29 protein-coding genes are annotated in these 25,362 nt (G+C 64.0%); 21 read left to right on the forward strand and 8 right to left on the reverse strand.

All coding sequences use genetic code 11. The features are described from left to right. Positions 1 to 19 precede the first annotated feature (19 nt). Genes EHO51_RS16925 through EHO51_RS16945 form a run of 5 tightly spaced genes read left to right on the forward strand, consistent with a single transcriptional unit; the run spans position 20 to position 4,295 of the window. Entirely contained in the window at positions 20 to 862 is an 843-nt protein-coding gene (locus EHO51_RS16925) for an electron transfer flavoprotein subunit beta/FixA family protein (protein ID WP_124739831.1), read from the forward strand. 22 nt (positions 863 to 884) lie between these two features. Next, complete coding sequence (locus EHO51_RS16930; RefSeq protein ID WP_029649192.1) at positions 885 to 1,988, forward strand: electron transfer flavoprotein subunit alpha/FixB family protein; 1,104 nt, start codon at positions 885 to 887, stop codon at positions 1,986 to 1,988. Between the two features lie 11 nt (positions 1,989 to 1,999). Next, complete coding sequence (locus tag EHO51_RS16935; RefSeq protein ID WP_124739832.1) at positions 2,000 to 3,307, forward strand: FAD-dependent oxidoreductase; 1,308 nt, start codon at positions 2,000 to 2,002, stop codon at positions 3,305 to 3,307. A gap of 35 nt (positions 3,308 to 3,342) precedes the next feature. Continuing rightward, positions 3,343 to 3,639: a ferredoxin family protein gene (locus EHO51_RS16940; protein ID WP_018406804.1), complete on the forward strand. Its 297-nt coding sequence runs from the start codon at positions 3,343 to 3,345 to the stop codon at positions 3,637 to 3,639. Between the two features lie 38 nt (positions 3,640 to 3,677). Then, a complete protein-coding gene (locus EHO51_RS16945; RefSeq protein ID WP_124739833.1) occupies positions 3,678 to 4,295 on the forward strand; it encodes a glutathione S-transferase family protein in 618 nt (205 codons plus the stop codon). An 82-nt stretch (positions 4,296 to 4,377) separates the two neighbouring features. On the opposite strand, the gene EHO51_RS16950 is transcribed toward EHO51_RS16945, so the two are convergent. From EHO51_RS16950 to EHO51_RS16965, 4 genes are all read right to left on the reverse strand, one after another. Further along, on the reverse strand, positions 4,378 to 4,803 hold the full coding sequence (locus EHO51_RS16950; protein WP_124739834.1) for a group II truncated hemoglobin: 426 nt from the start codon (positions 4,801 to 4,803) through the stop codon (positions 4,378 to 4,380). Positions 4,804 to 4,814: 11 nt separating this feature from the next. Next, positions 4,815 to 5,684 (reverse strand): xanthine dehydrogenase, encoded by an 870-nt coding sequence (locus EHO51_RS16955; RefSeq protein WP_124739835.1) that lies wholly within the window; start codon positions 5,682 to 5,684, stop codon positions 4,815 to 4,817. Positions 5,685 to 5,764: 80 nt separating this feature from the next. Further along, complete coding sequence (locus EHO51_RS16960) at positions 5,765 to 6,079, reverse strand: hypothetical protein (protein ID WP_124739836.1); 315 nt, start codon at positions 6,077 to 6,079, stop codon at positions 5,765 to 5,767. A 55-nt stretch (positions 6,080 to 6,134) separates the two neighbouring features. After that, a complete protein-coding gene (locus EHO51_RS16965) occupies positions 6,135 to 6,467 on the reverse strand; it encodes a Rieske 2Fe-2S domain-containing protein (RefSeq protein WP_123174942.1) in 333 nt (110 codons plus the stop codon). Between the two features lie 80 nt (positions 6,468 to 6,547). Between EHO51_RS16965 and EHO51_RS16970 the strand changes: the two genes are divergently transcribed. Genes EHO51_RS16970 through EHO51_RS16980 form a run of 3 tightly spaced genes read left to right on the forward strand, consistent with a single transcriptional unit; the run spans position 6,548 to position 7,463 of the window. After that, complete coding sequence (locus EHO51_RS16970; RefSeq protein ID WP_018406810.1) at positions 6,548 to 6,790, forward strand: hypothetical protein; 243 nt, start codon at positions 6,548 to 6,550, stop codon at positions 6,788 to 6,790. Beyond that, complete coding sequence (locus tag EHO51_RS16975; RefSeq protein ID WP_029649181.1) at positions 6,787 to 7,005, forward strand: type II toxin-antitoxin system HicB family antitoxin; 219 nt, start codon at positions 6,787 to 6,789, stop codon at positions 7,003 to 7,005. The genes EHO51_RS16970 and EHO51_RS16975 overlap by 4 nt, the downstream gene beginning before the upstream one ends. After that, positions 7,002 to 7,463 (forward strand): hypothetical protein, encoded by a 462-nt coding sequence (locus EHO51_RS16980; protein ID WP_124739837.1) that lies wholly within the window; start codon positions 7,002 to 7,004, stop codon positions 7,461 to 7,463. The genes EHO51_RS16975 and EHO51_RS16980 overlap by 4 nt, the downstream gene beginning before the upstream one ends. 2 nt (positions 7,464 to 7,465) lie before the next feature. On the opposite strand, the gene EHO51_RS16985 is transcribed toward EHO51_RS16980, so the two are convergent. Then, the gene (locus EHO51_RS16985; RefSeq protein WP_124739838.1) at positions 7,466 to 9,163 is read right to left on the reverse strand and encodes an ATP-binding protein; all 1,698 of its coding nucleotides are present in this window, start codon (positions 9,161 to 9,163) and stop codon (positions 7,466 to 7,468) included. After that, entirely contained in the window at positions 9,160 to 10,815 is a 1,656-nt protein-coding gene (locus tag EHO51_RS16990; protein WP_124739839.1) for a SagB/ThcOx family dehydrogenase, read from the reverse strand. Before EHO51_RS16990 ends, EHO51_RS16985 begins: the two co-directional genes overlap by 4 nt. Before the next feature lie 276 nt (positions 10,816 to 11,091). Here EHO51_RS16990 and EHO51_RS16995 point away from each other — a divergent pair, with 276 nt between their 5' ends. The 4 genes from EHO51_RS16995 (at position 11,092) to EHO51_RS20590 (ending at position 14,841) form a co-directional block, all read left to right on the forward strand. Beyond that, positions 11,092 to 12,054: a PDR/VanB family oxidoreductase gene (locus tag EHO51_RS16995; RefSeq protein ID WP_124739840.1), complete on the forward strand. Its 963-nt coding sequence runs from the start codon at positions 11,092 to 11,094 to the stop codon at positions 12,052 to 12,054. 83 nt (positions 12,055 to 12,137) lie between these two features. Further along, positions 12,138 to 13,667 carry a phytoene desaturase gene (locus EHO51_RS17000; RefSeq protein ID WP_124739841.1) on the forward strand — a complete coding sequence of 510 codons (1,530 nt, stop codon included), beginning with the start codon at positions 12,138 to 12,140 and terminating at the stop codon, positions 13,665 to 13,667. Continuing rightward, positions 13,648 to 14,694: a phytoene/squalene synthase family protein gene (locus EHO51_RS17005; RefSeq protein ID WP_124739842.1), complete on the forward strand. Its 1,047-nt coding sequence runs from the start codon at positions 13,648 to 13,650 to the stop codon at positions 14,692 to 14,694. The genes EHO51_RS17000 and EHO51_RS17005 overlap by 20 nt, the downstream gene beginning before the upstream one ends. A 3-nt stretch (positions 14,695 to 14,697) precedes the next feature. After that, complete coding sequence (locus tag EHO51_RS20590) at positions 14,698 to 14,841, forward strand: hypothetical protein (protein WP_164479426.1); 144 nt, start codon at positions 14,698 to 14,700, stop codon at positions 14,839 to 14,841. Positions 14,842 to 14,853: 12 nt separating this feature from the next. Here the strand turns inward: EHO51_RS20590 and EHO51_RS17010 are convergent, their stop codons facing one another. Then, positions 14,854 to 15,684, reverse strand: a complete 831-nt coding sequence (locus EHO51_RS17010) for a hydratase (RefSeq protein ID WP_124739843.1) — start codon at positions 15,682 to 15,684, stop codon at positions 14,854 to 14,856. Positions 15,685 to 15,704: 20 nt separating this feature from the next. Further along, positions 15,705 to 17,240 (reverse strand): 1-hydroxycarotenoid 3,4-desaturase CrtD, encoded by a 1,536-nt coding sequence (crtD, locus tag EHO51_RS17015; protein ID WP_124739844.1) that lies wholly within the window; start codon positions 17,238 to 17,240, stop codon positions 15,705 to 15,707. Between the two features lie 145 nt (positions 17,241 to 17,385). On the opposite strand from crtD, the gene EHO51_RS17020 reads away from it, so the two are divergent. The 9 genes from EHO51_RS17020 to pufA all read left to right on the forward strand — a co-directional run bounded on the left by EHO51_RS17020 (position 17,386) and on the right by pufA (position 25,275). After that, entirely contained in the window at positions 17,386 to 18,255 is an 870-nt protein-coding gene (locus EHO51_RS17020) for a polyprenyl synthetase family protein (RefSeq protein WP_124739845.1), read from the forward strand. A gap of 11 nt (positions 18,256 to 18,266) precedes the next feature. Next, a complete protein-coding gene (locus EHO51_RS17025) occupies positions 18,267 to 19,400 on the forward strand; it encodes a methyltransferase (RefSeq protein WP_124739846.1) in 1,134 nt (377 codons plus the stop codon). Between the two features lie 92 nt (positions 19,401 to 19,492). Next, entirely contained in the window at positions 19,493 to 20,431 is a 939-nt protein-coding gene (gene bchC / locus EHO51_RS17030; RefSeq protein WP_164479460.1) for a chlorophyll synthesis pathway protein BchC, read from the forward strand. Beyond that, entirely contained in the window at positions 20,428 to 21,444 is a 1,017-nt protein-coding gene (locus EHO51_RS17035) for a chlorophyllide a reductase iron protein subunit X (RefSeq protein WP_124739848.1), read from the forward strand. The genes bchC and EHO51_RS17035 overlap by 4 nt, the downstream gene beginning before the upstream one ends. A gap of 12 nt (positions 21,445 to 21,456) precedes the next feature. Further along, positions 21,457 to 22,998: a chlorophyllide a reductase subunit Y gene (gene bchY / locus EHO51_RS17040; RefSeq protein WP_124739849.1), complete on the forward strand. Its 1,542-nt coding sequence runs from the start codon at positions 21,457 to 21,459 to the stop codon at positions 22,996 to 22,998. Beyond that, positions 22,992 to 24,449: a chlorophyllide a reductase subunit Z gene (gene bchZ / locus EHO51_RS17045; RefSeq protein WP_124739850.1), complete on the forward strand. Its 1,458-nt coding sequence runs from the start codon at positions 22,992 to 22,994 to the stop codon at positions 24,447 to 24,449. The genes bchY and bchZ overlap by 7 nt, the downstream gene beginning before the upstream one ends. 52 nt (positions 24,450 to 24,501) lie before the next feature. Further along, positions 24,502 to 24,777 (forward strand): hypothetical protein, encoded by a 276-nt coding sequence (locus EHO51_RS17050; protein WP_124739851.1) that lies wholly within the window; start codon positions 24,502 to 24,504, stop codon positions 24,775 to 24,777. A gap of 63 nt (positions 24,778 to 24,840) precedes the next feature. After that, entirely contained in the window at positions 24,841 to 25,065 is a 225-nt protein-coding gene (pufB, locus tag EHO51_RS17055) for a light-harvesting antenna LH1, beta subunit (RefSeq protein WP_026222719.1), read from the forward strand. A 12-nt stretch (positions 25,066 to 25,077) separates the two neighbouring features. Beyond that, a complete protein-coding gene (gene pufA / locus EHO51_RS17060; protein ID WP_124739852.1) occupies positions 25,078 to 25,275 on the forward strand; it encodes a light-harvesting antenna LH1, alpha subunit in 198 nt (65 codons plus the stop codon). Positions 25,276 to 25,362: the final 87 nt, after the last annotated feature.

Here is a 25,362-nt window from a genome sequence, read left to right on the forward strand (position 1 = left end):
ATCAACGGGGACAACTCGAATGCATATCGTCGTCTGCATGAAGCAAGTGCCCGACTCGGCGCAGATCCGCGTTCACCCGGTGACCAACACGATCATGCGCCAGGGCGTTCCGACGATCATCAATCCATATGATCTGTTCGCGATCGAAGAAGCGTTGCGGCTGCGCCAAAAATTCGGCGGCGCGGTCACCATTCTCACCATGGGTCCGCCTTCGGCAGAGGACAGTCTGCGCAAGGCGCTGACCTTTGGCGCCGATCGCGCGGTGCTGTTGACCGACCGCTTCTTCGCCGGCGCCGACACGCTGGCGACGACATATGCGCTGGCGACGGCGATCCGCAAGATCGGCGTGGAGTTTGGCCCGCCTCACGTCGTCTTCACCGGCAAGCAGACGATCGACGGCGACACCGCGCAGGTCGGCCCCGGCGTCGCCAAGCGGCTCGGCCTGATGCAGCTCACTTATGTCTCGCACATCGACAACGTCGACCTTGAGGCGGGAACGATCGACGTCGAGCGGCGCAGCGAGGGCGGCGTTCAAAAGTTGCGCAGTAAAATGCCCTGTCTGATCTCCGTCCTCGAAGGCGTCAACGAGATGCGCATTGGTTCGCTGAGCGACGCGTTGGCGGCGGCGCGCGCGACGATCATCAAATGGAGCGCGCAGGACGCCGGCGTCGAGGACATCACCAAATGCGGACTGCGCGGCTCGCCGACGATCGTCAAGCGCGTCTTCGCGCCGAAGCCGCGCGCGGAAAAGGCCCAGTTCATCGAACTCGGCGACAAGCCGGGGGACGCCTTCGTCGATGAATTGTTCAAGCGCCGGCCGAAACTCGAATCCGAGCTCGGACAACTGACGCGCGGCTATTGATCTTGAAACAGGAGCGCGACACATGAACGATACGGCAAAAGCTCCTGCTCCGGCGGGGCGCGCGGCGGCGAAAAAAGAGCTGCCCGAACATCTCAAAGCCTACAAGCACGTCTGGGTCTTCATCGAGCAGGAGCGGGGACAAGCGCACCCCGTGTCCTGGGAGCTGATGGGCGCGGGGCGGATTCTCGCCGATAAGCTCGGCGTCAATCTCGCCGCGGTCGTCGTGGGCGCGCGCAACGAGGCGACGCAGGCGGTCGTGCGGGAAAGCTTCAATTATGGCGCAGACCTCGCCTATCTCGTCGCGGACGACATCCTCACGGATTACCGCAATGAGAGCTACACCAAGGCGATGACCGATCTCGTCAACGCCTATCAGCCGGAAATTCTGCTGCTGGGCGCGACGATTTTGGGGCGCGATCTTGCCGGCTCGGTGGCGACGACGCTGCTGACCGGTCTCACCGCCGATTGTACGGAACTCGACGTCGATGCGGAAGGTTCGCTCGCCGCGACGCGTCCGACGTTCGGCGGCTCGCTGCTCTGCACGATCTTCACGCTGAACTATCGCCCGCAGATGGCGACCGTTCGCCCGCGCGTGATGCCGATGCCGGAGCGCGTCGAAAAGCCGCTCGGCCGCGTGATCGAACATCCGCTCGGCCTGGTGGAAGACGACATTGTCACGAAAGTATTGTCGTTTCTGCCCGACCGCGATTCGACAAAGTCCAACCTGGCCTTCGCCGACGTCGTCGTCGCGGGCGGTCTCGGTCTCGGCTCTCCGGAAAACTTCCAACTCATCCGTCAGCTGGCGAGCACGATCGGCGCGGAATTCGGCTGTTCGCGCCCCCTGGTGCAAAAGGGATGGGTCAGTTCTGATCGGCAGATCGGCCAGACCGGTAAGACGATCCGGCCCAAGCTTTATATCGCCGCGGGCATTTCCGGCGCGATCCAGCATCGCGTCGGCGTTGAGGGCGCGGATTACATCGTCGCGATCAACACCGACAAGAATGCGCCAATCTTCGATTTCGCTCATGTTGGAATCGTCACCGACGCGGTACGGCTTTTGCCTGCACTCACGGAAGCGTTCTCGAAACGATTGTCTCCGCATCAGCGCGACCGTCTAGCGAGCTAGGGGAGAGAGGCATGATCGAAGAAAGATTCGACGCGATCGTAGTTGGCGCCGGCATGGCCGGCAACGCCGCCGCCCTGACCCTGGCGCGCAAGGGCCTCAAAGTCCTGCAGTTGGAGCGCGGCGAATATTCCGGCTCCAAGAATGTGCAGGGCGCGATCCTCTATTCCGACATGCTCGAGAAGCTTGTCCCGGATTTCCGTGAGGACGCGCCGCTGGAGCGTCATCTCGTCGAGCAGCGCTTTTGGATGATGGACGACAACTCCCATACGGGACTCCATTATCGCTCGGACGAATTCAACGAGGAGCGTCCCAACCGCTACACGATCATCCGCGCGCAATTCGACAAATGGTTCTCCAAGAAGGTTCAGGAGGCCGGCGCGGTCGTGCTGTGCGAAACCACGGTCCTAGAGCTGCTGCAGGACGCCTATGGAAAAGTCATCGGCGTGCGCACGGACCGCAAGAACGGACAGGTCGGCGCCGATGTCGTCGTGCTGGCGGAAGGCGTGAGCGGGCTGCTCGGCACAAGAGCCGGCCTGCGCAAGACGCCCGACAAGAGCAATGTCGCTCTGGCGGTGAAGGAAATGCACTTCCTCCCGCAGGAAACTCTGGAAGCCCGCTTCAATCTGCGCGGCGACGAAGGCGCGGTCATCGAAGCGGTGGGCACAATCTCGCAAGGCATGACCGGGATGGGTTTCATTTACACCAACAAGGAGTCGATCTCGCTTGGCATCGGCTGTCTCGTCGCGGACTTCGAGAAGACGGGACAGACGCCGTACGGACTGCTGGAAAAGTTCAAGCAGCATCCATCGGTGGCGGCGCTCATCGCAGGTTCGGAAGTCAAGGAATACGCCGCGCATCTGATCCCCGAAGGCGGCTTCAAGGCGATACCACAGCTTTATGGCGACGGCTGGGTCGTCGTCGGCGACGCCGCGCAGTTGAACAACGCCATACATCGCGAAGGCTCAAATCTGGCGATGACCTCCGGACGGATCGCCGCGGAAGCGATCTTCCAAATCAAATCGCGCCGCGATCCGATGACGAAGGAGAATCTGGCGCTCTACAAGAAGATGCTCGACGAGTCCTTCGTCATGAAGGATTTGAAGAAATATCGCGACATGCCGGATCTGCTTCACATTCAGGCGCAGAACTTCTTCCTGACCTATCCGCAGCTCGTCTCGAAGGCGATGGCGAATTTCCTGCGCGTCGACGGCACGCCGAAGCGGGAAAAAGAGAAGACCACGTTCCGCTCCTTCCTGGCGGCGCGTTCGCTGACCGGACTGGTCGGCGACGCCTTTCGGCTGGCGCGCGCGTGGAGGTAGTTGGGCGCGATGCCCTCTAGCAACGGAGTAGGACAATGAGCGCAGAAGCAGCGGTCCGGGTGGAGGACAAGCTTTACCTCAATCGCTATCTCGTCGACGCCGGCCGCGCCCACATCAAGGTGCGTCCGCACACCACGCCTTCGCCGCAACTGCTCAGTCTGGTGAACGTCTGTCCGGCGCACTGCTATGAAATGAACTCGACTGGGCAAGTCGAGATCACGACCGACGGCTGCGTCGAATGCGGCACGTGTCGGATCATCGCCGAGCCGAGCGGCGACATCGAGTGGAACTATCCGCGCGGCGGCTACGGCGTGCTGTTCAAATTCGGCTAATCAATCGACGCCGATCAGCTGCGCAAGGCGAGCCGGGAATGAAATTCTACATGACGCCCGGATCCTGTTCTACGGGCATACACATCCTGCTCGAAGAGATAGGGCTGGTCTTCGAGGCCTATATCGTCAATCTGGTCAAGGGCGATCACCTCAAGCCGGACTATCTGGCGATCAACCCGCATGGGACGATCCCGACTCTGTTGCGCGACGATGGCGTCGCGCTGACGGATTTTTACTCCATCGCTCTATGGCTTGCGGAGGCCTATCCGCGCCGCAAGCTCCTGCCGGAGAGCGCGGATGCGCGCGAGTCGGCGTTGGCCGCCATGCATTTTTGCGTTCAGCATATTCACGGCGAAGGCTTTCGACGCGTGTTCACGCCGGAGCGCTACGCCGGGCGACAGGCCGACGTCGAAGCGATCAAGGCCGAAGGTCGCGAAATCGTCGTGGCGGCGCTGATCGCGATCGATACGGAACTTGCGGGCAAGGACTATGTCGCCGGCGGCTTTTCGATCGCCGACGCGGCGCTGTTCTATGTGGAGTTTTGGGCCGACAAGACGGGCATGACGCTGCCGCGCAATTGCCAGGCGCATTACGCGCTTATGAAAACGCGCCCGGCCGTGCGTCAGGTGCTCGCTGAAGAAGGCTATCGCAGCTAATTCGAGGCGCGCACCTCAGCCGATGGGCCGGGTGAGAGGCGCGTAAGCGCACCGGCCTCGTTGACGGATGCGCGGTTTACGCTCAATGGCGCTTGTCATGCGCATTGTCCGGATCGTTGCGCATCCAATCGGCCAGCTTTGTGAAATTTTCGCGCAGGCTTTCGCGTATGCCGACGTCTTCGATCGTCGTATCCAGCGCGCCGTTCATGCACAGCATCCAGGCGTCGCGCTCGGCCGGACCGATGCGCAAATGGCTATGTCGCATGCGCAGGCGTGGATGCCCCTTCTTGGCGGAATAATCCTTGGGGCCGCCGAGCCATTCGGCCAGATAGACCTTCAAAATGGCCCGCGTCGGTCCAAGATCGTCCGCGTGAACGGCGCGTATGCCGCGCGCTTCCGGTAGTTCGTCCATGTTGCGGTAGAAGGTTTCGACAAGCCGGTCGACCGTGTCGAAGCCGCCGATGCGATCGTATATGGATACGGCATTGTCGATAGTGGTCGTCGTCACGGCTTCGAGCCTCAGTGATAGGATACGGTAACGGGCCGCGTCCAATGGCGTGCGTGAGCCGCTTTGGCGATCACGCGATAAGCGGCGTCCGCTATGGCGCGCCCATATTCGTCGGTGCCCGTCCAAGTCGAGGCGCGCCCGCGCGGATCGACCTCGACGAGTTTCACATTTTGCGGCACGACGACCCCGTCGCGCGCGATGCCGCGCAGGAAGCCGTCCATCGGCGAAAGGACGCGGTGACCGTCGAGAAGGCCGAGGAGGTAATCCTTAAAAATTCTGGCGCCAACGTCGAGCGGCGTGCGCCAAACGCCGTCTCGGGCGGAATAAACGAAGCGGCCGCGGCCAACGCCGCCAAGGTAGCGTGGAACATGATCGTTGGGCCGAGTTTCGCCGGTTTCGACGAGCTCGCCGGCGTGTTCGGGATGCGTCTCAATGGCGACGTCGCAGTTCACTCCGGCGGCGAAATGCGGGCCGAGGCCGATGGCGAGATTGGCGATCTTTCGCAGATTGGTCGTCATGCGGTGCTTTTGCATTCGCGCGTCGATCAACACGTCGGGCGTGCGGAGCGCAAGGAGATCGGTCAGTTGCAGCGAGGTCACGGCAACGACGCCCGTCACGGTCAACACCCGTACGATTTCCAGCGCAGTCTCGCCGCGGTAGCCCTGAATGCCGTCGACCTCGGCGCGATCTTGGAACAGAGCGTCGTGGAACGACATGCCGCGCCGAATGACGGGCGGGTAAGGGTCGTGACTGAGCACGACGCGGTAGCCCTCCCGCGTCAGACGCGCCGCAACCGCCGAAGCAATCTCATTCGCGCCCAAAACGATCACGAAGGGGGCGCTTCGCTTGGACAGAAATTCGCAGAATCGCACGTGTGTCATCGTCCCCCCGCGACTCGGCGAAAGCAAGACGCACGCCAGCGACTGAAGCGACGTGCGTCTTCGTCGCGTCGCCAAATGCGCTACAAAGCCACGTAAATGAACTTCCCCGCCTTCAGTCCGGGATAATTTTCGCGCAAGGCGTTCGCGATCTTTCCGACGAGCGTCTTGTCTGCGGCGGCCGAGGCGCCGACAAAATCAGTTCCCTGCATCCAGGTTTCGAAGAAACAGTGCAGCGTCTCGTCGTAATCGGCGCCGGTGGGATTGGCGGTTTTGTCGCTAAGATCGGCGACTCCCGCGACGCTGACCTCGAGGCGCCAGTCCCGGTCGTCTTCGACGGACGCCATCAGCCTGGCGAGATCGTCATTCGTCCAATCGGTCTTCAGATCCACCGCCATGCTCGCCCACCTTCCTTGCGTGATCGCGGTCTCGCAATATGCGGACCAGCGTTGATCAGGGTTCTGCGAAGATCGGCGCGACGCCTTCAGCGTCGATATAGACGACGCCGTCTTCGATCCGCACCGGATATTCGGCGAGCGGCGTCGCATGCTCATGGGTCGGTTGGCCGCTGTTCATGTCCCACGACCAGAAATGCAGCGGACAGGTCAACGTCGTCCCGTCGAAATCGGCGTCGGCCAAGGGAGCGTTGGTGTGCGGACAGACTCCCTGAAACGCCTTTACGACGCCGTCTTCCGGCCAGGCGAGAACGATGAGCTGCGCGTCGGCGATGACCACGCGCATTCCGCCCTCCATGAGGGTGTCTTCCTTGCAGACGCGAACAAACATGAAGGCGCTCCGTAAGGCTGGCTGCGAATTTGCATCGATGGCGAGCAAGATTCGAGCCGGGACCGACGGGAGGCGACGCCGTGCATAACAAGCGCTTGGAGGCGTTTCGCAATGATCCGGGCGGCGCCTGGACGCCCGCCGATTTTGAAATCACCGCCTCGCAATATGCGATCAAGTTCCGCAAGGTGACGGGAACGCATGTCGTGTTCACGCATCCTTCCGTGCCGAATTGCGTCGCCATCCCGATGAAGGCGAAGGTGAGAAGCGTTCACGTGAAGGCCTTCGTCGCGATGGTGGACCTCATGGATGAGTTGGACAAATGAGCGAGGCGCCCGTCTATCGAACCGAGCTGGGCCGCGGACCGCCAGAGGAGGGCGGCTACTACGTGCTCTCTTATCCAGATATTCCCGGCTGCTTTGGCGTCGGCGGCACCGAGGCGGAGGCGGTGGAGGATGGGCGCCGCGCGCTGATCGCCGTGCTCGACGCGCTCAAGGCGGTCGACCGGCCGCCGCCCGAGGCGCGGGGGGAAAGCGCGTGAGAACGGAAACTCATGGCTCCGACACGGCGGCGTTGCAGGAGTCAGCGGGCTGCGTCAACGCGGTTCCGGCGCTTCCCGTCCCCATGGGTTTCCGTCTGTTGACGCTGCGTTGCTTTCACAATGATCCTGATCCGCCTGCCTTCGCCTGGCTCAATCAGCGTATCTTTCGCACGCCCGACCGCATGGGTCGGCACGGACTGTTTTTTGGCGCCGCCTTTCGGCCGGAAATCATGGACTGGCTGATCGCGCGCGTCGGCCGGCCGTCGTCGCGCGAAAGCGGTAAGCCACAGCGTAATCCCGACTGGCCAAGCATCCTCTGGCGTCGCGCGGAACGGGCGTGGCCCGACGATACGCGCACCACGGAATGGTCGATCGAAGTCACGTTTGCGAGCGAGAATGTGGCGAACGCCTTTCGCGAACGCTGGGGCGAGCGACTGTCCGGCGGATTCGACGACTGAATCTACGCCGCATGCGCCGTGTCGAGGCCGCGGAAGATCGCGCAGCGGCGGAAAACGGCGACGCTCGGCGGCACATTCTTCTGGTGGCAGAACTTCGCCGTGAGCTTCGCCAACCCCTTTATGTCGCGGCCCGTGGCGGCGGGGAAAATCTCCACGAGGTCGTCGATGAGCGCGTCATCGACGTTGAGCGCGAATTGCTCTGTCATTACGCGCCAGATCCGGCGCTTCGCGTCAGCGTCTGGCGGGTTGTATTTGATCAGCGCGATGCAGCGCGAGACGATCGCCTCGTCGATGTCGTCGACGCGGTTCGTCGTCAGGAAGAGCAGACCATTGAAATATTCGAGCACGCGCAGGAAAACGCCGACGACGGCGTTCATCGCGATGTTGTCGTCGCGGCGCTTGATGTAGACGTCCGCCTCGTCAATCAGCATCACCGCTCCCCAGCGCTGAGCGCGCGTCAAAATCTCTTTTAGCGCCGTCTCCATCGTGCCGACATTGAGGCCCAGTTGCCCCGAATGCACGCGGTACAAGGGACGCTGGATGATTTCCGAATAGACTTCCGCGGTCAGCGTTTTGCCAACGCCGGGCGGGCCGGCGCAAAGCACCGTGGTGCCGCCGGATTTGCCCTGGACGATGTCATCCATCAGCACGTCCATTTCGGCGGTCAGAATGTCGATGAGATCCGTCTGCTCCTCCGGCAGCACCAGCTTGCTCTTCAACTCGGGCTGATAGCGATAAAGCCGCATCTCGTCGACATGCACCCAGACGTGATGATGCAGATCGAGATGGAACATCAGGATGTAGGGATGCACGGGAACTTGCGTGAAGAGTCCCGGCGGAATCTGTTCGCGCAGCTCGGCGATTTCGTCCTCGCCGGAGAAATTGTTGCTCTTGCCCGCCTTGCGCAGGAAATGCCCGAGCACGTCGCCCGGCGCCTCCAACGTCAGATTGCGCGCCGAAAGCACCGCCTCGTCGTTGACGAGGCGCGCCTCGCCGCCGCTCGTCGAGAGCACGATGACGTCCTTGCGCGTCCAGTCCGTGTCGCGATGCGTGGCGTTGGGGTCTTCGGCGTGAAAGCCGGAGCCTTTGCCGGAAAATTGCGCGCCATAGCGGCCGCGCCAATCGAAATAGGTCTCGCTCGCCGCGTCGAAGGCCTCGATCAAAGCCGGCGTTTCGCGCAGAAAGCCTTTGGCGGCGAGGATTTCGCTGATGGTTCGGCCGACGATGTCCGGCGCCATGATGCGCATGAGATTGGTTTGCAGCGTGCCCTTGGCGTTGGCCTTCAGTTCCACCAGGATCTTGCCGGCCTCGTCGTTGGAAGTCGGCACATAGTCGAAACGCGTCACGACATAGGGCAGCGCCTTGGCGGCGACGCTGGCCGTGAACAGCCAGCCGCGCAGCGCGTCGGTCGTCATGTATTTGATCAGCGCCGGCAAGACGTCTTCGAGATCGCCTGCCTCAAAACGCTTGCCCTGCGACTCCAGCGCCGAGCGCAGCGTCGCAAGCTGCGCGGCTCTGGCGCGCAATTCGGGACCCGATTGCTGATACAGCTCCTCGAGGAAATCGAATTCGGCGCCGGAGAGATGCGCGAGATCGAGTTCGACTCTGTCGCCGAAACGCAGTTGCGACGAGAGCCCCGAATGGGCGGGAAAGCGCGCAATCAGCGCTTCGACATGCGGCCTTTCGATTTGGATGTTCATGTTCGCTCGCGCATCTCTTCGGGGTAGGCGGGGAGCGTCAGCATGCGCGGGTCTTCCAGCGCGGCGCCGACGGTGAAGTGGTAGACGTCCTGAAAGGCGTATTGCTCTGGCGACAGACCCAGCATCGCGTGGATCTCGTCGTCGAAGAAGCAACCGATCCCCGTGCCGGAGAGGCCGATGGCGCTTGACCAGAGATAGAGCGCCTGGCCGATCGCGCCGGCCTCCCAGTGCAGCCAGCGATAGCCGAAGCCGCCATCTTCTTGAAGCGTGCGATCGAAATCAGCGATCATCGCAACGGCGAAGCAGCCCTTGCCGGCGATCGCCTGGCGGCAGGCGTTCATACTCGCCTCGCGTTCGACGGCGCCGCGCCGCAGACGAAAGAGTTTGAGCGGCCCGATCTCGATCGGCGTCCAAAGCAATGCCAGCGCCGACATCTCGCGTAGCCGCGCCGTTGTTTCGGCGTCGCGCTGCAACAGATAGAGACCCGGCTCCACGCCCTCGACGCGATGCACGAAGAGCAGCAGATTCAGGCGCGGCGGCCGGGGGAAGGGCGCCAGGCAAGGCTCGGCGCCGGGAAGCGTGGATGTCAGCATCGCGCAAAACGCCTCCTGCGAGAGGCGGGCGATCCCGTCCATGCGCTGCGCGCTGCGCCGACGCCGCACCACGCGCCCGATGTCCGGCAGCGGGAATGGGAAGGCGGGTTTCGGCGCAACACGCGACAAGGGCTCCACTGCCGGCGTGTGGGGCTTGACGCAGAACCGCGCCGCCCGGTCGACGAGCGGCCAGCCGTCGTGATCTTCGCTCAAGCGATTGGCCGCGCCCGTCCAGGTTCGCGTCGCGCGCGCAAGGTTGGAGACGTCGATGGCGGGAGGCGCGTTCCCATCAGCGGCGATCCACAAGAGCGCATCAGGATGTTCTTCTTCGCGCCGATGAGAAGCGTCCGGCCGATCGAGTCCGAGCAGCGCCGCGATGTCGGCGTCGCCCGGTTCGCACAAAAGATGCGCGCGCCAGCCCAGCGCGGCGGCGGCCTGAGCGGCGGCGCCGATCGCATGGCCGACATCGAGTTGGCAATAGCGAAACGCCCGCTCGCCATATTTCCAGCTCTCGCGCCAGGGGACGGAACTCAGACCAAGCAGAAAGCCGCCCTCGGGCAGAACCAGCGGCGTTTCAAAATCAGCGCGCCGCTCCAGCGCATGATCTTCCTGCGCATAGTGATAAAGCGCGGCGGTCTCGCCGAGTCCCTCGGCGGCGTTGGCGAGGAGATAGGTTTCGGTCGGATGCAGATTGCCGGAAGACGGATTGTTGCGAAGCGCCCACGTCGAGCCTTCGTAACTTTTCCAGGCGCTGATCCCGAAGCCGAGCTCCAGGAACAGGCCGAGCGCCATGCGGTCGAGCGGCGCGGAGCGCAGCGCCGGGCCGGGGAAAGGCGCGGTCTCTTCGCGATCGCGTAACGGCAGTTCGATCCGCGGCGCGCCGTCGAAGCGCCGGAAGGGCGACGGCTGCGAGGTCCAGTCGAGAAAAGCCGGCCCAAGCGCATAGCGCGTCGGAGCATGTTTCGTGCGCCGGTGATAGCCGCGGATGTCGCTTGGCAGAGCGTCGGCGTCCTGCGGGCGTTCTTTCAGGCTCTGAATTTCGGTTTCGGCGTCAGCCATGCGGCCTCCTCGTCGACTTCTTAATTCAAGAAGGGCGCCCAGTTTTGTGGGTGGAGAATAGCCAACGAGATCAATGACCTATACAGGCCCGGGAAGGACTGCGCGCAGATTGCGAGGAAGAATGTCGCACAAGACCGCGACAGTGGAGACGCAACCAGGGGCTTTTGGCCGATAGGTGACATTGTCGGTTCGCCGCGGCTCGGGTCTGCGGCGACCCCAAGGGTATGCTTCTTGCTACTTTCTGCGCTCTGTTCCGCATCTTGATCGGACGACGCGATGGACGAAACTCTGCGTGAAGTGATTGTGGCCAAGAAGAGCGAGGAGGCCCACAATATGGCCTCGTTCGAACTGGTCGATCCCACCGGCGCCGAACTGCCGACCTTCTCGCCTGGCGCGCATGTCGACGTCACGGTTCCCGGCGGTTTGGTGCGGCAATATTCCTTGTGCAACAGCGCCACGGAACGCCATCGCTATGTCATTGGCGTGTGGAACGACGCCAACAGCCGCGGCGGCTCCAAGGCGCTGCATACGCAAGTGAACGTCGGCGACAAATTGCAGGTGGGCTTGCCGAGAAATCGGTTTCGCGTGCCGCGGCAAACGAAACGCGCGATCTTGATGGCGCGAGGCATTGGCGTGACGCCGATCCTGAGCATCGCGGACCATCTCAAGCGCCAGGATATTCCCTTCGATCTGCACTACGTCTACGCAATGATGTCGCCGGGTTCATTCAGCGAGATGATCGCGACATCGAATTTCGCGGAGAATACGAAATATTATTATGAGGCGAGCGAACTCAATCAGCTGCTCAATCCGGTGACCCTTCTGCAGGACCAACCAGAAGAGACGCAGCTCTTCATCTGCGGCGTCGATTGGTGGCAGGATCCGATCATTCACCTCGCTGAGCAGAAAGGTTGGGCGAAGGAGCGGATCCACGTCGAGAGATTCACCGCGAAAGTTCCGCCGGCCGTGCTCGACAAGGTCTTCGAAGTCAAGATCGCCAGCACGGGCGCCGTGTATAAGGTCCCCGGCGACAAGACCGTCACGGCATTCCTCGAGGAGCAGGGCGTCAAGATTCCGACGTCCTGCGAACAGGGCATGTGCGGAACCTGCAAGATCCAGGTCATCGAAGGCGAGGCGGACCATCGCGACAAGCGACTCACCGATCAGGAAAAGGCGGACGGCTTTTTTCTGGCCTGCGTCTCGCGCGCCAAGAGCGACCTGCTGGTGCTGAATTTGTAAGGCTGCGCGCAGGCGCCTTATGGCGCAGACACGGCCCACTCGAAACCCTTGATCGTTCCGCCTGACCGCGCTAGTGTCTACTTATGTTGACACTGGCTGAGCGACCCCGCTTGGCGGCGGCCACCGGGAGGAAGCCCCGCGCCGTCGTGATCGGCAGCGGCTTTGGGGGCCTTGCCGCCGCGATCCGGCTGGGGGCGCGCGGCTACAGCGTCACCGTTCTGGAAAAGCGCGATGCCCCTGGCGGCCGCGCCTCTGTCTATCGTCAAGACGGATTTACGTTCGACGCCGGGCCGACGATCATCACGGCGCCCTTCCTTTTCGAAGAGCTTTGGACGCTCTGCGGGCGCCAGATGGCCGAAGATATCGACCTGCGGCCAATGTCGCCCTTTTATCGCATCCGTTTCGCCGATGGCGCCTGCTTCAACTACAGCGGCGATATGGATGCGATGCGGGCCGAGGTCGCCCGCTTCTCGCCGCGTGACGTCGACGGCTTCACGCGCTTCATGGACAAAAGCCGAGAGATCTGTCGCATTGGCTTCGAAGAGCTTGGCGATGTTCCGTTCTCGTCGCCGCTCGACATGGCGCGCATCGCCGGCGATCTCATCCGCCTTCAGGGCTACCGCAGCGTCTATGGGCTCGTGTCGCAATTCTTTCGCGACGAGCGGTTGCGCACAATCTTCAGCTTCCATCCGCTGCTCATCGGCGGCTGCCCGTTCCGCGCCAGCGCGATTTATTGTCTGATCGCGGCGCTGGAAAAGCGTTGGGGCGTGCATTTCGCGATGGGCGGCACGGGCAGTCTGGTCTCTGGTCTCGTCGGTCTTATTGAACGCCAGGGCGGCGAGATGCGCTGTAATGCGGAGGTCGGCTCCATCATCGTCGAAAAGGGCGTCGCCAAGGGCGTGCAATTGGCGTCGGGCGAGCGCATCGACTCCGACATCGTGGTTTCGAACGCGGATTCAGCCTGGACCTATCGCTATCTTTTGCCTGCTTCCGCTCGGCGTCGGTGGAGCGATCGCAAGCTCGATCGCGCCAGCTATTCGATGGGACTTTTCCTCTGGTATTTCGGCGTGCGGCGCAGATATGAGGACGTCGCGCATCATACGATTCTACTCGGGCCGCGTTATCGCGAGCTGCTGAAGGACATTTTTCAGCACAAGACCCTCGCCGAAGATTTCAGCCTGTATCTGCATCGGCCAACGGCGACCGATCCGTCGCTCGCCCCGCCTGGTTGTGATACGTTTTACGTGCTTTCGCCGGTGCCCAATCTCGAAGGCGGCCAGGACTGGTCAGCGCTCGCGGAGCGCTATCGCCAGAGGATCGCGCAGGCGCTCGAAGCGACGATCTTGCCGGGAGTCACTTCGGAGATCGTCACGTCGCGGGTCGTAACGCCGCTGAATTTCGCAACGGAGCTCAACGCCTTCCACGGCGCGGCCTTTGGACTGGAGCCGATATTGACGCAAAGCGCCTGGTTCCGCCCGCATAATGCGAGCGAGGACGTGCGCAATCTTTTCTTGGTCGGGGCGGGCACGCACCCCGGCGCCGGACTGCCGGGCGTTCTGTCGTCGGCGCGGATACTCGACAAGGTGGCGCCAGATGCATCCGTTTTCGCCTGACGTCGCATTCGCCGCTCGAGACGATCATGCCGCCTGCCGGGATGCGATCAGACAGGGGTCGCGTTCTTTCTTTGCGGCTTCGTTGATCTTGCCGAGTCGCGTGCGCGCGCCCGCCTATGGGCTTTACGCCTTCTGTCGTCTCTCGGACGATGCGGTCGATGTCGAAGGCGGCTCCTTTTCCGCCTTGGAACGGCTGCGGGAGCGATTGGCGGGCGCCTATGAGGGCCGTCCCAATCCTGTCGCCGCGGACCGCGCAATGGCGGATCTCGTGCGCCGTTACGCCATTCCGCGCGCCGTGCCGGAGGCGCTGCTTGATGGCCTCGCATGGGACGCCGAAGGGCGCCGCTATGAGACGCTCGACGAACTCTTGGATTACGCCGCGCGCGTCGCCGGAACCGTCGGCGTGATGATGACGTTGATGATGGGCGTGCGCGAACCGCAGACATTGGCTCGGGCGTGCGATCTCGGGATCGCCATGCAACTGACCAACATCGCGCGCGACGTCGGCGAGGACGCGCGCGCCGGCCGGCTCTATCTGCCGCTTTGCTGGCTGCGCGAGGCGGGCGTCGACCCTGAAGCGTTCCTCGCGCGTCCCGGCGCAACGCCGGCGCTCAAAGGCGTCGTCGCGCGGCTGCTCCGCGAAGCCGATGTGCTCTACACACGCGCGCGGCGCGGCATCGCGCAACTTCCTCTTTCATGCCGGCCCGCGATTCTCGCCGCCGCGCTGCTTTACGCCGAAATCGGGCGCGAACTCACGTCGCGCTGCGGGCTCGACTCGATCACGCGTCGCGCGCGCGTCGGCGGCGCTCGAAAGCTCGCGCTCGTCGCCAGAGCCAGCATCGCATCGCCCTGGCTTTCGGGCGGCGCGCCTCTGCCGCCGATCGACGCCGCGATGTTTTTGATCGAAGCGGTTGCGCGTCATCCGGTCCGCCCGCTGCGCGAAGCAGACAATGGCGCCGTGCCGCAGTTCCTTCGCGTCCTCGAAATGTTTGAACGTTTGGAGCGCGCCGAACGCTACGGCGACTAGCAGATGTTTGATGACTACTTCGGTGTGCTCGAACTAGTGTTCTCTTTCGGCGTAGTGATCGGTCTCTGCGTCTGGCAGCTTTGGGCGCTGGAGAAGGCAAGAAAGCGCCTGCGCGATGAGCAGTCGAAGCCTGACGAGAGAGGTTGAACTTGCGCGGCGTCAGGCGCGGCGCGGCATGCGGAACGGCAGCATCAGTCGAACGAGCGGATTCGCGAAGCGATCGAGCGAGAGACTCTCATTAATCCAGTTGACCGCCTCGCCCCGAAACTTCCCCGAGACAAGCGAGCGAGAATAGAAGGGCGCGTCCTCGAAGCTGCGCAGCGCCTGCGCGACTCCATCATCGGCGCGCGTGCGGCGTTGGACGCGCCATTTCGTCGAAGGCAGCGGCGCGAGAGGCGGAGGGTCGAGCGTCTCCATCTTGCCCGAAGCGCTGAATCGCAAGGCGAGCGATAGCGGCGCCTCCCGGCGTCGCTCGGCGTCGTAGAGGATTGCGGCGGCGTCGCCGATATTGGCGCGCGACCATGTCCAAAAAGCAAATGCCTTTTCGAGCGGCTCGTCGCCGGCGTTCGTGTCGAAATAGCCGTGGCCCTCCCAGCGCAGGTCTGGCGCATCGAGATCAAGCGACACGCGCGCAACGGGCGCGATCGGCCTCCAGGTATGGTTGCCCTTGGTCTCCAGCGTGAATTCCTTCGTATTGATCGCCAGCGGCTTCACAACAATTTCGCCGCGGATCGGTTTGGGCAGGGGCGCCGCAATCTCGTTGATACGAATTGTCAGCGCGCCGTCGCGCCATTCCAGCGAGCTCGGTCCGATCAACAGAACGTCCCGCGTGCGTTTGAGACTTTTGCGACCACGTTCGGTCATCGCCCAGCGCGCGCCGCGCGGCCCGTAAAGCGCGACATTGACGGCGCAATGATTGAAGGGGTCGGCCCATCCCGACCAGGCGTAATAGGGCGAGAAGACGCTGCCGATGAAGGCGATGACCGTCACGCCGTATTCGCCATCATCGCTCAGCGCATCGACATACCACCAGCGATAGCCGCTTGGCGCAACGGCCGCGTCGAAGCAAGGTCCGCCATCAGACTCTTCGCAGCGAGACGACCCGAGATCGCCGCCATCGGCACGCCCGGGCCCGGATGCGCGCTGCCGCCCGCGAGATATAGACCCGGAAGAAGCGTGCGCGACCCCGGCCGCGTGAAGGAGGCCATCCAGCCGTGCGACGCCTGGCCGTAGATCGCTCCGCCCGTCGCCGGGAAGAGCTGGGCGAAGTCCTTGGGCGTCGTGCGCGCGATCGCCTGCCGCGGCGCCTGGATGTCGAGACCACAGTCGGCGAGAAATCGAAAGGTCTTCTTCTCGCATTCGCGTAACTCCTCAGTCGAAAGTTCCCCAGCGCCATCGACGGCGGGCGCGTTGACGAGCGCGAAAAGCCTTTCGTCGCTGGAACGGACGTCTTCGTCGCCGCGATCCTGCGCGCACACATAGACCGTCGGCGCGCGGGGCAGTCGTCGATCGCGGAAGATGTCGTCGAATTCGGCGCGGTAGTCGCGCGAGAAGAACACATTGTGATGGGCGAGGGGAAAGCCGTGAACCCGCGCCCGCATGGCGAACGTCACGGCCGAAAGCGACGGCTGCGCGCGCGTCGCGCTGTTCAGCGCGGCGATTGCGGGCGCGCCGAGAAGCCCCGCCCGCAGCGCGCCGGCGTCGCCGTTCATCACCACCGCATCGGCGCTGATGATCTCGCCGTGCTCTGTCTCGACGCCCGTGGCGCGCCCGCCTTCGACGAGAATGCGTTTGGCGCCCTCTCCGTAGTGAATTTTGGCGCCGCGCGCGCGGGCGAGATCGGCAAGCGCGACGGCGAGCCGGTGCATGCCGCCTTCGACGCGCCAGACGCCTTCCATCTCGACATGCGCGACGAGCATCAGAGTCGCCGGCGCCAAAAACGGCGACGAGCCGCAATAGGTCGCGTAGCGCCCGAACAGCTGGCGCAACCGCGGATCGCGAAAATATTTGCCAAGTTCATCCCACATCGACGCAAAGGGCGAAATGCGCGTGAGATTGGGAAGGCCGGAAACGCCGGCGCGGCGCACGAGATCGATCGGGCTCGGCCGTTGCGCGAGAATGAAGGAGTCGCGCAGCGTCTCGTAGATGCCGCGCGCCCGCGCGCAGAAGCGCGCGAAACCTTCGGCCTCTCTTTTGCCGGCGAAAGCGTGGATGGCGTCGAAGCTGCGCGCCGGATCAGCGAAGAGATCCAGCCTTTCGCTTTCGCTCCAGGCGTGGCGCGCAAGCGTTTCCAGGCGAAGCAGCTTTACGCGATCGGAAAAATCGGCGCCGGCGTCATCAAAGATTTGATCGAACACCCATCGCATTGTCATGACGGTGGGACCGGCGTCGAGCGCTACGCCGCCCGCTTCGATCTCTCGCATCTTGCCGCCGGGAGCCGGCGCGCGCTCGATCAGGGTGACGTCGAAACCGCGCGCCGAGAGCAGCAGCGCGGAGACGAGCCCGCCGATCCCAGCGCCGATAACGACGACGCGATGCGTTCTCATTCGGATCCATCCTGATCGCAGAGCGGGCCACGAGCGCCGCGCCGGTGCTTCACCACGTCGAAAAGAGTTGATCGAACTTCCCGCTTGTGTCAATCTATATTGACATAAATGAAGACCACGAAACATTACATAGCGGAGGCGGGCCATGCAAATTGCCGACCGTATCGAACAGGCGCTCGACCGCGCCGTGGCGCTGGCGCAGGGTCCCGGCGCGCCGCCGCTGCTGGCGTCGGCGCTGCGCTACGCCGTATTTCCCGCAGGCCACCGCATCCGCCCGCAGCTTTGCCTTGCCGTGGCCGGCGCCTGTGGCGACGCCGATCCGCAGTCCGCCGACGCCGCCGCGGCGGCGATCGAGCTTTTGCATTGCGCTTCGCTCGTCCATGACGATCTGCCCTGTTTCGACGATTCCGCTCTGCGTCGCGGCAAGGCCTCGGTTCACGCCGAATATGGCGCTCCGCTCGCGGTGCTGACCGGCGACGCGCTGATCGTTCACGCCTTCGCGACGCTCGGGCAGGTTGCGGCGCGCGACCCCGCGCGCCTCGCGACGCTGCTCGGCATCGTCACGGAGGCGGTGGGATCGCCCGGCGGCATCGTCGCCGGGCAGGCCTGGGAATGCGAGGTCGCCGTGCCGCTGGCCGATTACCAGCGCGCGAAGACTGGCGCGCTCTTCGTCGCCGCGACGCGGGCCGGCGCGGCCGCCGCCGGCGTCGAGGCGGAGCCCTGGCGCATGCTCGGCGACAAACTCGGCGAGGCCTATCAGGTCGCGGACGATCTGCGCGACGTGCTGTGCGATTCTGACGAACTCGGCAAGCCCATCGGCCAGGACGCCGTGCGCCTGCGCCCCAACGCGGCGGCGCAGCTCGGCGTCGGGGGCGCCAAGGCAAGGCTCGAGGAGCTGGTCAGGGCCGCAGTGGAGTCGATTCCCGATTGCCCCGGGGCCACGGAGCTGCGCTTGCTGATCAAGGCGCAGACGGCGCTGTTCTTTCCCAAACAGCTCGCCCGCGAAGCGGCCTGAGCGGACCGCCGATGTCGGCCGCACTGCATCCTGCGCCTGGCGGTCGCGCCGCCTGGCGAGAACGCTGGCTCAACTGGCGCAACGGCCTCGTCGCCGACCCGCGATTTCAGCGCTGGGCGGCGGTCTCGCCGTTCACGCGTTTCATCGCCCAGCGCCGCGCCAAGGCGCTCTTCGACCTTTGCGCCGGCTTCGTCTATTCGCAGATCCTGCTCGCCTGCGTGCGGCTGCGGCTCTTTGAGACGCTCGCGGCCGGCCCGCAGGATGTAATTGATATCGCTTCGCGGCTCGCTCTCTCGCCCGAGGCCGCACATCGGCTGCTGCGCGCCGCGGCGTCGCTGCGTCTCTTGCGCGCGCTGCCGAATGACCGTTTCGCGCTCGACGATCTTGGCGCCTCGATGCTCGGCAATCCTTCGGTCGCCGCCTTTGTCGAGCATCACACGCTGCTTTACGACGATCTGCGCGACCCGGTCGCGCTGCTGCGCGGCGAAACGACGACGCGGCTCTCGGCTTTCTGGCCCTACGCCAAAGGCGGCACCGGGGACGAGGCGGCGTGCGGCGCCTATAGCGAGCTGATGGCGCGCTCGCAAAAGCTCATCGCGCAAGACGTGCTCGACGCCTATCGGCTTGACCGCCATCGATGTCTGCTCGACATCGGCGGCGGCGAGGGCGCTTTCCTCGCCGCCGTCGCGGCAAGGCATCCGGCGCTGCGCCTGCAGCTCTTCGATCTGCCGCCGGTCGCGGCCCGCGCCAGCCGTCTCCTTGCGGCGCAGGGGCTGTCGCGGGTCGAAATCCATGCCGGGAGCTTTCTCGAAACGCCGCCCCCGACCGGCGCCGACGTCGTCACGCTCATTCGCGTGCTGCACGATCACGACGATGAGAAAGCCCTCGCCGCGCTAGGCGCCGCGTACGCCGCTCTGCCTCCTGGCGGCACGCTGGTCATCGCCGAACCCATGGCGCAGACGCCCGGCGCGAAAGCGATCGGCGACGCCTATTTCGGCTTCTATTTGCTGGCGATGGGCAGCGGCCGCCCCCGCCGCCACGCTGAAATGACGCGGCTGCTCCAAGCCGCCGGCTTTGAACGGATTCGCGCCCTTAGATCGTCGCGTCCGCTTTTCGCCAGCGTGCTGACTGCGCGTCGTGTGTAATATTTACTTGACGCAATTTAATGTCAATATAAACTGACGATCGATCCAAGTTGGTTCACCTTCAGCGCGCACGCCGCGAAAGGCCGATGATGTTGGAAGCGCTTGCCATCGTCCTTGAAGAGCCAGGAAGGCTGGCGCTCAGCCGCCTGCCGCTCGACGCGCCCGGCGCCGCCGACGTCGTCGTCGAAACCGCCTGGAGCGGAATCAGCACTGGCACGGAGCGACTCCTCTATAGCGGGCGCATGCCGGACTTCCCGGGCATGGGCTATCCGCTCGTCCCCGGCTACGAGACCGTCGGCGAAATCGTCGAAGCGGGTCCCGCCAGCGGCTATAGCGTTGGTCAGCGCGTCTTTGCGCCGGGAGCGACCTGCTACGGCGCCGTTCGGGGACTGTTTGGCGGCGCCGCCTCGCATCTTGTCGTCAAAGGCGCTCGCGTCGCCGCCATTCCCAGAGAGCTTGGCGACAGAGGCGTGCTGCTTGCGCTCGCAGCCACCGCGCAGCACGCGCGCGGCGACGTCGCGGCGCAAGGCGCCGAGCTCATCGTCGGACATGGCGTCCTTGGACGGTTGCTCGCGCGTCTTTCCGTCGCCGCCGGCGGCGCGCCGACCGTGTGGGAGCGCGATCCGCAACGCGCTGAAGGCGCCGACGCCTATCTCGTGATGACGCCGGAGGACGATGCGCGCCGCGACTATCGCGTGATCTACGACGTCAGCGGCGATCCGACGATCCTCGACGCTCTCATCGCGCGTCTCGCGCCTGGCGGCGAGATCGTTCTCGCCGGCTTTTATGAGCGTCACCTCGCTTTCGCCTTTCCGCCCGCCTTCATGCGCGAGGCGCGCCTGCGGGTCGCGGCCCAGTGGCGCGCCGACGATCTCAAGAGCGTGATTGGTCTCGTCGAAGACGGACGTCTTTCGCTCGAAGGGCTGATCACGCATCGGCGCTTCGCGCTGCAGGCGCGAGACGCCTATCCGATCGCCTTCGACGATCCGCGCTGTCTGAAAATGGTTCTCGATTGGAGAGCGGTAGCATGAATGACTCGCAAGGCTTTCTCACCGCCGACGAACTCGCCAATCCGCCCGCGCATCTTCTGCGCGAGGAAGCCGCCATAGAACCAGATCCGGCGCCGACGACCGCGACCAAAGACACGCAGATCATCGCGATCTACGGCAAGGGCGGCATCGGCAAGAGCTTCACCCTCGCCAATCTCTCCTACATGATGGCGCAGCAGGGAAAGAAAGTGCTGCTCATTGGCTGTGATCCAAAGAGCGACACGACCTCGCTGCTGTTTGGCGGACGCGCCTGCCCGACGATCATCGAAACATCGACGAAGAAAAAGCTCGCAGGCGACCAAGTCGCGATCGGCGACGTCTGTTTCAAGCGCGACGGCGTCTTCGCCATGGAGCTAGGCGGGCCGGAGGTCGGACGCGGTTGTGGCGGACGCGGCATCATTCATGGTTTCGAGCTTTTGGAAAAGCTCGGCTTCCACGAATGGGGCTTTGACTACGTGTTGCTGGACTTCCTCGGCGACGTGGTGTGCGGCGGCTTCGGCCTGCCGATCGCGCGCGACATGTGCCAGAAGGTCATCGTCGTCGGCTCGAATGATCTGCAGTCGCTCTACGTCGCCAACAATGTCTGCTCGGCGGTGGAATATTTCCATAAGCTCGGCGGCAATGTCGGCGTCGGCGGCCTCGTCATTAACAAGGACGACGGCACCGGCGAAGCGCAGGCCTTTGCAAAAGCCGCCGGCATACCGATTCTGGCGTCGATCCCGGCCGACGACGACATCCGCCGCAAGAGCGCGAATTACGACATCATCGGCCGTCCTGATGGACGCTGGGGCGCGCTCTTTGCCGAACTCGCCGGAAATGTCGCAGACGCGAAGGCGCATCGTCCGACGCCGCTGACGCAGGACGAACTGCTCGGCCTTTTCTCCGGCGAATCGGTCGGACGCGACGTCGTGCTCGAGCCTGCGACGCCGCAGGACATGTGCGGCGGAACGCTGACGCAAAAGCCCTCTCTCGAAGTCGTCTACGAAGCGATCTGAGGGAAGCGAAAGATGGATGATCTCGGCTCCAACACGGTCGCTCTCGACACGGCGAATGATGTCGCCGCCGCGGCGCTGCAGACGGATGGACTGGGCTGTCATGCGGGCAAGGAGAGGCTACGCTCCGCCGCCCAAGCCGCCGGCATGAGCGAGACGCTCGGCCAATATGCGAAGGACTATCCGCAAGGCCCGCATGATCAGCCGCAGAGCATGTGTCCGGCCTTCGGATCGCTGCGCGTCGGCCTGCGCATGCGCCGCACGGCGATGGTGCTTTCAGGTTCCGCCTGCTGCGTTTACGGCCTCACCTTCACGTCGCATTTCTACGGCGCGAAGCGCACCGTCGGCTATGTGCCGTTCAATTCGGAGACGCTCGTCACCGGCAAATTATTCGAGGACATTCGCGACGCGGTTCACGGCCTCGCCGATCCTGAGAATTACGACGCAATCGTCGTCATCAATCTCTGTGTGCCGACCGCGTCGGGCGTGCCGCTACGACTGCTGCCGAAAGAGATCAACGGCGTGCGCGTCATCGGCATTGACGTGCCCGGTTTTGGCGTGCCGACGCATGCCGAGGCAAAGGATGTGCTCGCCGGCGCCATGCTGCGCTTCGCGCGGCTCGAGGCGGAGCAGGGACCGGTTCAGGCGCCGCGTGCGCCGCGCGCCGAAAAGCCGACGATCTCCTTGCTCGGCGAGATGTTCCCCGCCGATCCGATGCAGATCGGCGCGATGCTGGATCTCCTGGGCCTCGCCGCCGGGCCGGTGACGCCGACCCGCGAGTGGCGCGAACTTTATGGCGCATTGGATTGCGCGGCGGTCGCCGCGATTCACCCGTTCTATGCTTCCTGCGTGCGCGAATTCGAAGCCGCCGGGCGCGCCGTGGTGGGCTCGGCGCCCGTCGGTCACGACGGAACGGCGGCCTGGCTCGAGGCGATCGGCGCCGCGTGCAACGTCGCGCGCGACACAATCGACGCGGCGAAGAATCGGCTGCTGCCCGCAATAAAAAGCGCCCTGTCAGCGGCCCCGATCGCCGGACGCGTAACGCTTTCCGGCTATGAAGGCTCAGAACTCCTCGTCGGCCGCCTGCTCGTCGAATCCGGCGCCGACCTTCGCTATGTCGGCACCGCCTGTCCGCGCACACGCTTCTCCGATGCCGATCGTGAATGGCTCGAAGCGAAAGGTGTGCATGTGCAGTTTCGCGCCTCGCTCGAACAGGACTTCGCCGCCTTCGACGAATTCAAGCCGGATTTCGCCATCGGCACGACGCCGGTGGTGCAGAAGGCGAAGCAGAATGCGACGCCGGCGCTCTATTTCACCAATCTCATCTCCGCGCGCCCGCTGATGGGCGTCGCCGGCGCAGGCTCGCTTGCGAAAGTCGTCAACACAGCGATCGCCAATCGCGGACGCTTCGACGAAATGAATGATTTCTTCGAAGGCGTGGGCAAAGGATTTGCGGCGGGCGTTTGGCAGGACGTTCCGCGGGACCGTCCCGAGTTCGCGAAGAAGCAGCGCGCGAAAACCGCGGCGAAGCCCATCGAGGAGATGGGCGCATGCTAGTCCTCGATCACGATCGCGCCGGCGGCTATTGGGGCGCCGTCTATGTCTTCACGGCGATCAAAGGCTTGCAGGTCGTCATCGACGGTCCGGTCGGCTGCGAAAATCTACCCGTCACCTCGGTGCTGCATTACACCGACGCGCTGCCGCCGCATGAGCTGCCGATCGTCGTCACCGGACTGTCGGAAGAGGAACTCGGGCGCCACGGCACCGAAGGCGCGATGAAGCGCGCCCATGCGACGCTTGATCCCGATCTGCCGAGCGTCGTCGTCACCGGCTCCATCGCCGAAATGATCGGCGGCGGGGTGACGCCTGAGGGAACCGGCATCCAGCGCTTTCTGCCGCGCACGATCGACGAGGATCAGTGGCAGTGCGCCAATCGCGCGATGAGCTGGCTCTGGAGCGAATATGGCCTGAAGAAAGGCAAGACTCCGAAGCGCAAAGCGCGCGCGGCTGGCGAGAAGCCGCGCGTCAACATCATCGGCCCCTGCTACGGCGTCTTCAACATGCCGTCCGATCTTGCGGAAATGAAGCGGCTGGTCGAAGGAATCGGCGCCGAGATCAACATGATCTTTCCACTCGGCAGCCATATCGCCGACACGCCGAAACTCGCGGACGCCGACGTCAACATCTGCATGTATCGCGAGTTCGGCCGCCATCTTTGCGAGGCGCTGGAGCGTCCCTATCTCCAGGCGCCGATCGGGCTGCACAGCACGACGAAATTTCTGCGCACGCTCGGGCAAGAACTGGGTCTCGATCCCGAGCCGTTCATCGAACGCGAGAAGCACACGACGATCAAGCCGCTGTGGGATCTGTGGCGATCGGTGACGCAGGATTTCTTTGGAAGCGCCAACTTCGGCATCGTCGCGACGGACACCTATGCGCGCGGCGTGCGGCATTTTCTCGAAGACGAAATGGGCCTGCCCTGCGCCTTCGCCGTCAGCCGGCGCCCGGGCGAGAAGACCGACAACGCGGCGGTGCGCAAGGCGGTGAAGGAGACGCCGCCGCTCGTTCTCTTCGGCAGCTACAACGAGCGCATGTATGCGGCGGAAGCCGGTGGACGCTCAATCTATATTCCGGCGTCCTTCCCCGGCGCGATCATCCGGCGCCACGCCGGCACGCCCTTCATGGGCTATTCGGGCGCCGTCTATCTCGTGCAGGAAGTCTGCAACGCGCTGTTCGATGCGCTCTTCAACATTCTGCCGCTCGGGACCGAGCTCGACAAGGTCGAGCCGACTCCCGCGCGGCTGCATCGCGAAATCGCCTGGGATGACGCCGCGAAATCGATGCTTGACGATCTCGTCGAAGCGACGCCGCTGCTGGTGCGCATCTCTGCGGCCAAACGCCTGCGCGACGCCGCCGAGCGCGCGGCGCGCAGCGCCGGCGACGACATGGTGACGGCGGCGCGGGTCGAACGCGCGCGCGACTTGGTGATGGAAGGGCGGGGCGTATGACGCATCGCACGACGCCGGTGAAAACTCTCGTTCTCGCATGGAAGGAGAAGCCATGAGTTCCGCGATCTATTCGACCCCCGATCTTCGCGCGACCGAATTCAAATTCCAGCTGCTGCTCGGCGTGTTGTTCCCGGCGTTCCTCGTCGCGACGGCGGCGCAGCGCCTTTTGCAGCGCGCGCGCAGCCATGGAGAAGCGCGGCGCCCATCGACCGCATCGGTCGTCGCCGAAGCGCGCGAGCACATGCTGATCGTGATCTCCTACGCCTTGATCGCGCGCGCCATGTTGCAGAGCTTCGCCCGGGAAAGCCGGGCGGAACGCCTGTCGTGACTCTCGGGTTGCGATGCTACCGCCGCGTAAGGCGTGCGCGGCAATTCTAACGGAGGTCAATAGATGGCCATCGAGAGAGAAAGGAGTTCTCTGTCAGGTCTGACAGAGCCGGAGGCTATGGAATTTCATAGCCTCTTCGTCAGGAGCTTCCTGATCTTCACCTTCATCGCGATCATCGCGCATGTGCTGGTGTGGTTCTGGCGGCCCTGGTTGCCGGGTCCGAAGGGCTACGCTCTGCTCGACGGCGTGACGAACGCCGCTCATGCGGCGCTGTCGCTCCTCGGCTGATAGGAGATCGGCATGCACAAAGTATGGCTGCTTTTCGATCCGCGTCGCACGCTGGTCGCGCTCTTTACCTTCCTGTTCACGCTGGCGCTGCTGATTCATTTCATTCTGCTCAGCACCGACCGCTTCAACTGGCTGGAAGGGCCGCGTCCCGCGCGCACAGGACAGATCGAACAGACGATTCCCGGCGGCCCGCTCGCCGCATTCGGCTGATCGGTTCGACGCACATCACGCGCTGCGGACGGACGCGTTTCGCTTCCGCCCGCGGACGCAAACAATTTGACTGGCATCCGAGGGAGG

It is taken from the genome of Methylocystis rosea (genome assembly GCF_003855495.1).
Taxonomy (GTDB): domain Bacteria; phylum Pseudomonadota; class Alphaproteobacteria; order Rhizobiales; family Beijerinckiaceae; genus Methylocystis; species Methylocystis rosea_A.

Coding starts and splice junctions, on each gene's coding strand:
- pufA (WP_124739852.1), top strand. CDS start 25,078: ATGCACAAAGTATGGCTGCTTTTCGATCCGCGTCGCACGCTGGTCGCG.
- bchY (WP_124739849.1), top strand. CDS start 21,457: ATGGATGATCTCGGCTCCAACACGGTCGCTCTCGACACGGCGAATGAT.
- EHO51_RS16940 (WP_018406804.1), top strand. CDS start 3,343: ATGAGCGCAGAAGCAGCGGTCCGGGTGGAGGACAAGCTTTACCTCAAT.
- EHO51_RS17000 (WP_124739841.1), top strand. CDS start 12,138: ATGTTGACACTGGCTGAGCGACCCCGCTTGGCGGCGGCCACCGGGAGG.
- EHO51_RS16925 (WP_124739831.1), top strand. CDS start 20: ATGCATATCGTCGTCTGCATGAAGCAAGTGCCCGACTCGGCGCAGATC.
- EHO51_RS16945 (WP_124739833.1), top strand. CDS start 3,678: ATGAAATTCTACATGACGCCCGGATCCTGTTCTACGGGCATACACATC.
- pufB (WP_026222719.1), top strand. CDS start 24,841: ATGGCCATCGAGAGAGAAAGGAGTTCTCTGTCAGGTCTGACAGAGCCG.
- EHO51_RS16965 (WP_123174942.1), bottom strand. CDS start 6,467: ATGTTTGTTCGCGTCTGCAAGGAAGACACCCTCATGGAGGGCGGAATG.
- EHO51_RS16955 (WP_124739835.1), bottom strand. CDS start 5,684: ATGACACACGTGCGATTCTGCGAATTTCTGTCCAAGCGAAGCGCCCCC.
- EHO51_RS17025 (WP_124739846.1), top strand. CDS start 18,267: ATGTCGGCCGCACTGCATCCTGCGCCTGGCGGTCGCGCCGCCTGGCGA.
- EHO51_RS17005 (WP_124739842.1), top strand. CDS start 13,648: ATGCATCCGTTTTCGCCTGACGTCGCATTCGCCGCTCGAGACGATCAT.
- EHO51_RS20590 (WP_164479426.1), top strand. CDS start 14,698: ATGTTTGATGACTACTTCGGTGTGCTCGAACTAGTGTTCTCTTTCGGC.
- EHO51_RS17050 (WP_124739851.1), top strand. CDS start 24,502: ATGAGTTCCGCGATCTATTCGACCCCCGATCTTCGCGCGACCGAATTC.
- EHO51_RS16935 (WP_124739832.1), top strand. CDS start 2,000: ATGATCGAAGAAAGATTCGACGCGATCGTAGTTGGCGCCGGCATGGCC.
- EHO51_RS16995 (WP_124739840.1), top strand. CDS start 11,092: ATGGACGAAACTCTGCGTGAAGTGATTGTGGCCAAGAAGAGCGAGGAG.
- crtD (WP_124739844.1), bottom strand. CDS start 17,240: ATGAGAACGCATCGCGTCGTCGTTATCGGCGCTGGGATCGGCGGGCTC.
- EHO51_RS16990 (WP_124739839.1), bottom strand. CDS start 10,815: ATGGCTGACGCCGAAACCGAAATTCAGAGCCTGAAAGAACGCCCGCAG.
- EHO51_RS16975 (WP_029649181.1), top strand. CDS start 6,787: ATGAGCGAGGCGCCCGTCTATCGAACCGAGCTGGGCCGCGGACCGCCA.
- EHO51_RS17035 (WP_124739848.1), top strand. CDS start 20,428: ATGAATGACTCGCAAGGCTTTCTCACCGCCGACGAACTCGCCAATCCG.
- EHO51_RS16960 (WP_124739836.1), bottom strand. CDS start 6,079: ATGGCGGTGGATCTGAAGACCGATTGGACGAATGACGATCTCGCCAGG.
- EHO51_RS17020 (WP_124739845.1), top strand. CDS start 17,386: ATGCAAATTGCCGACCGTATCGAACAGGCGCTCGACCGCGCCGTGGCG.
- EHO51_RS16930 (WP_029649192.1), top strand. CDS start 885: ATGAACGATACGGCAAAAGCTCCTGCTCCGGCGGGGCGCGCGGCGGCG.
- bchZ (WP_124739850.1), top strand. CDS start 22,992: ATGCTAGTCCTCGATCACGATCGCGCCGGCGGCTATTGGGGCGCCGTC.
- EHO51_RS16985 (WP_124739838.1), bottom strand. CDS start 9,163: ATGAACATCCAAATCGAAAGGCCGCATGTCGAAGCGCTGATTGCGCGC.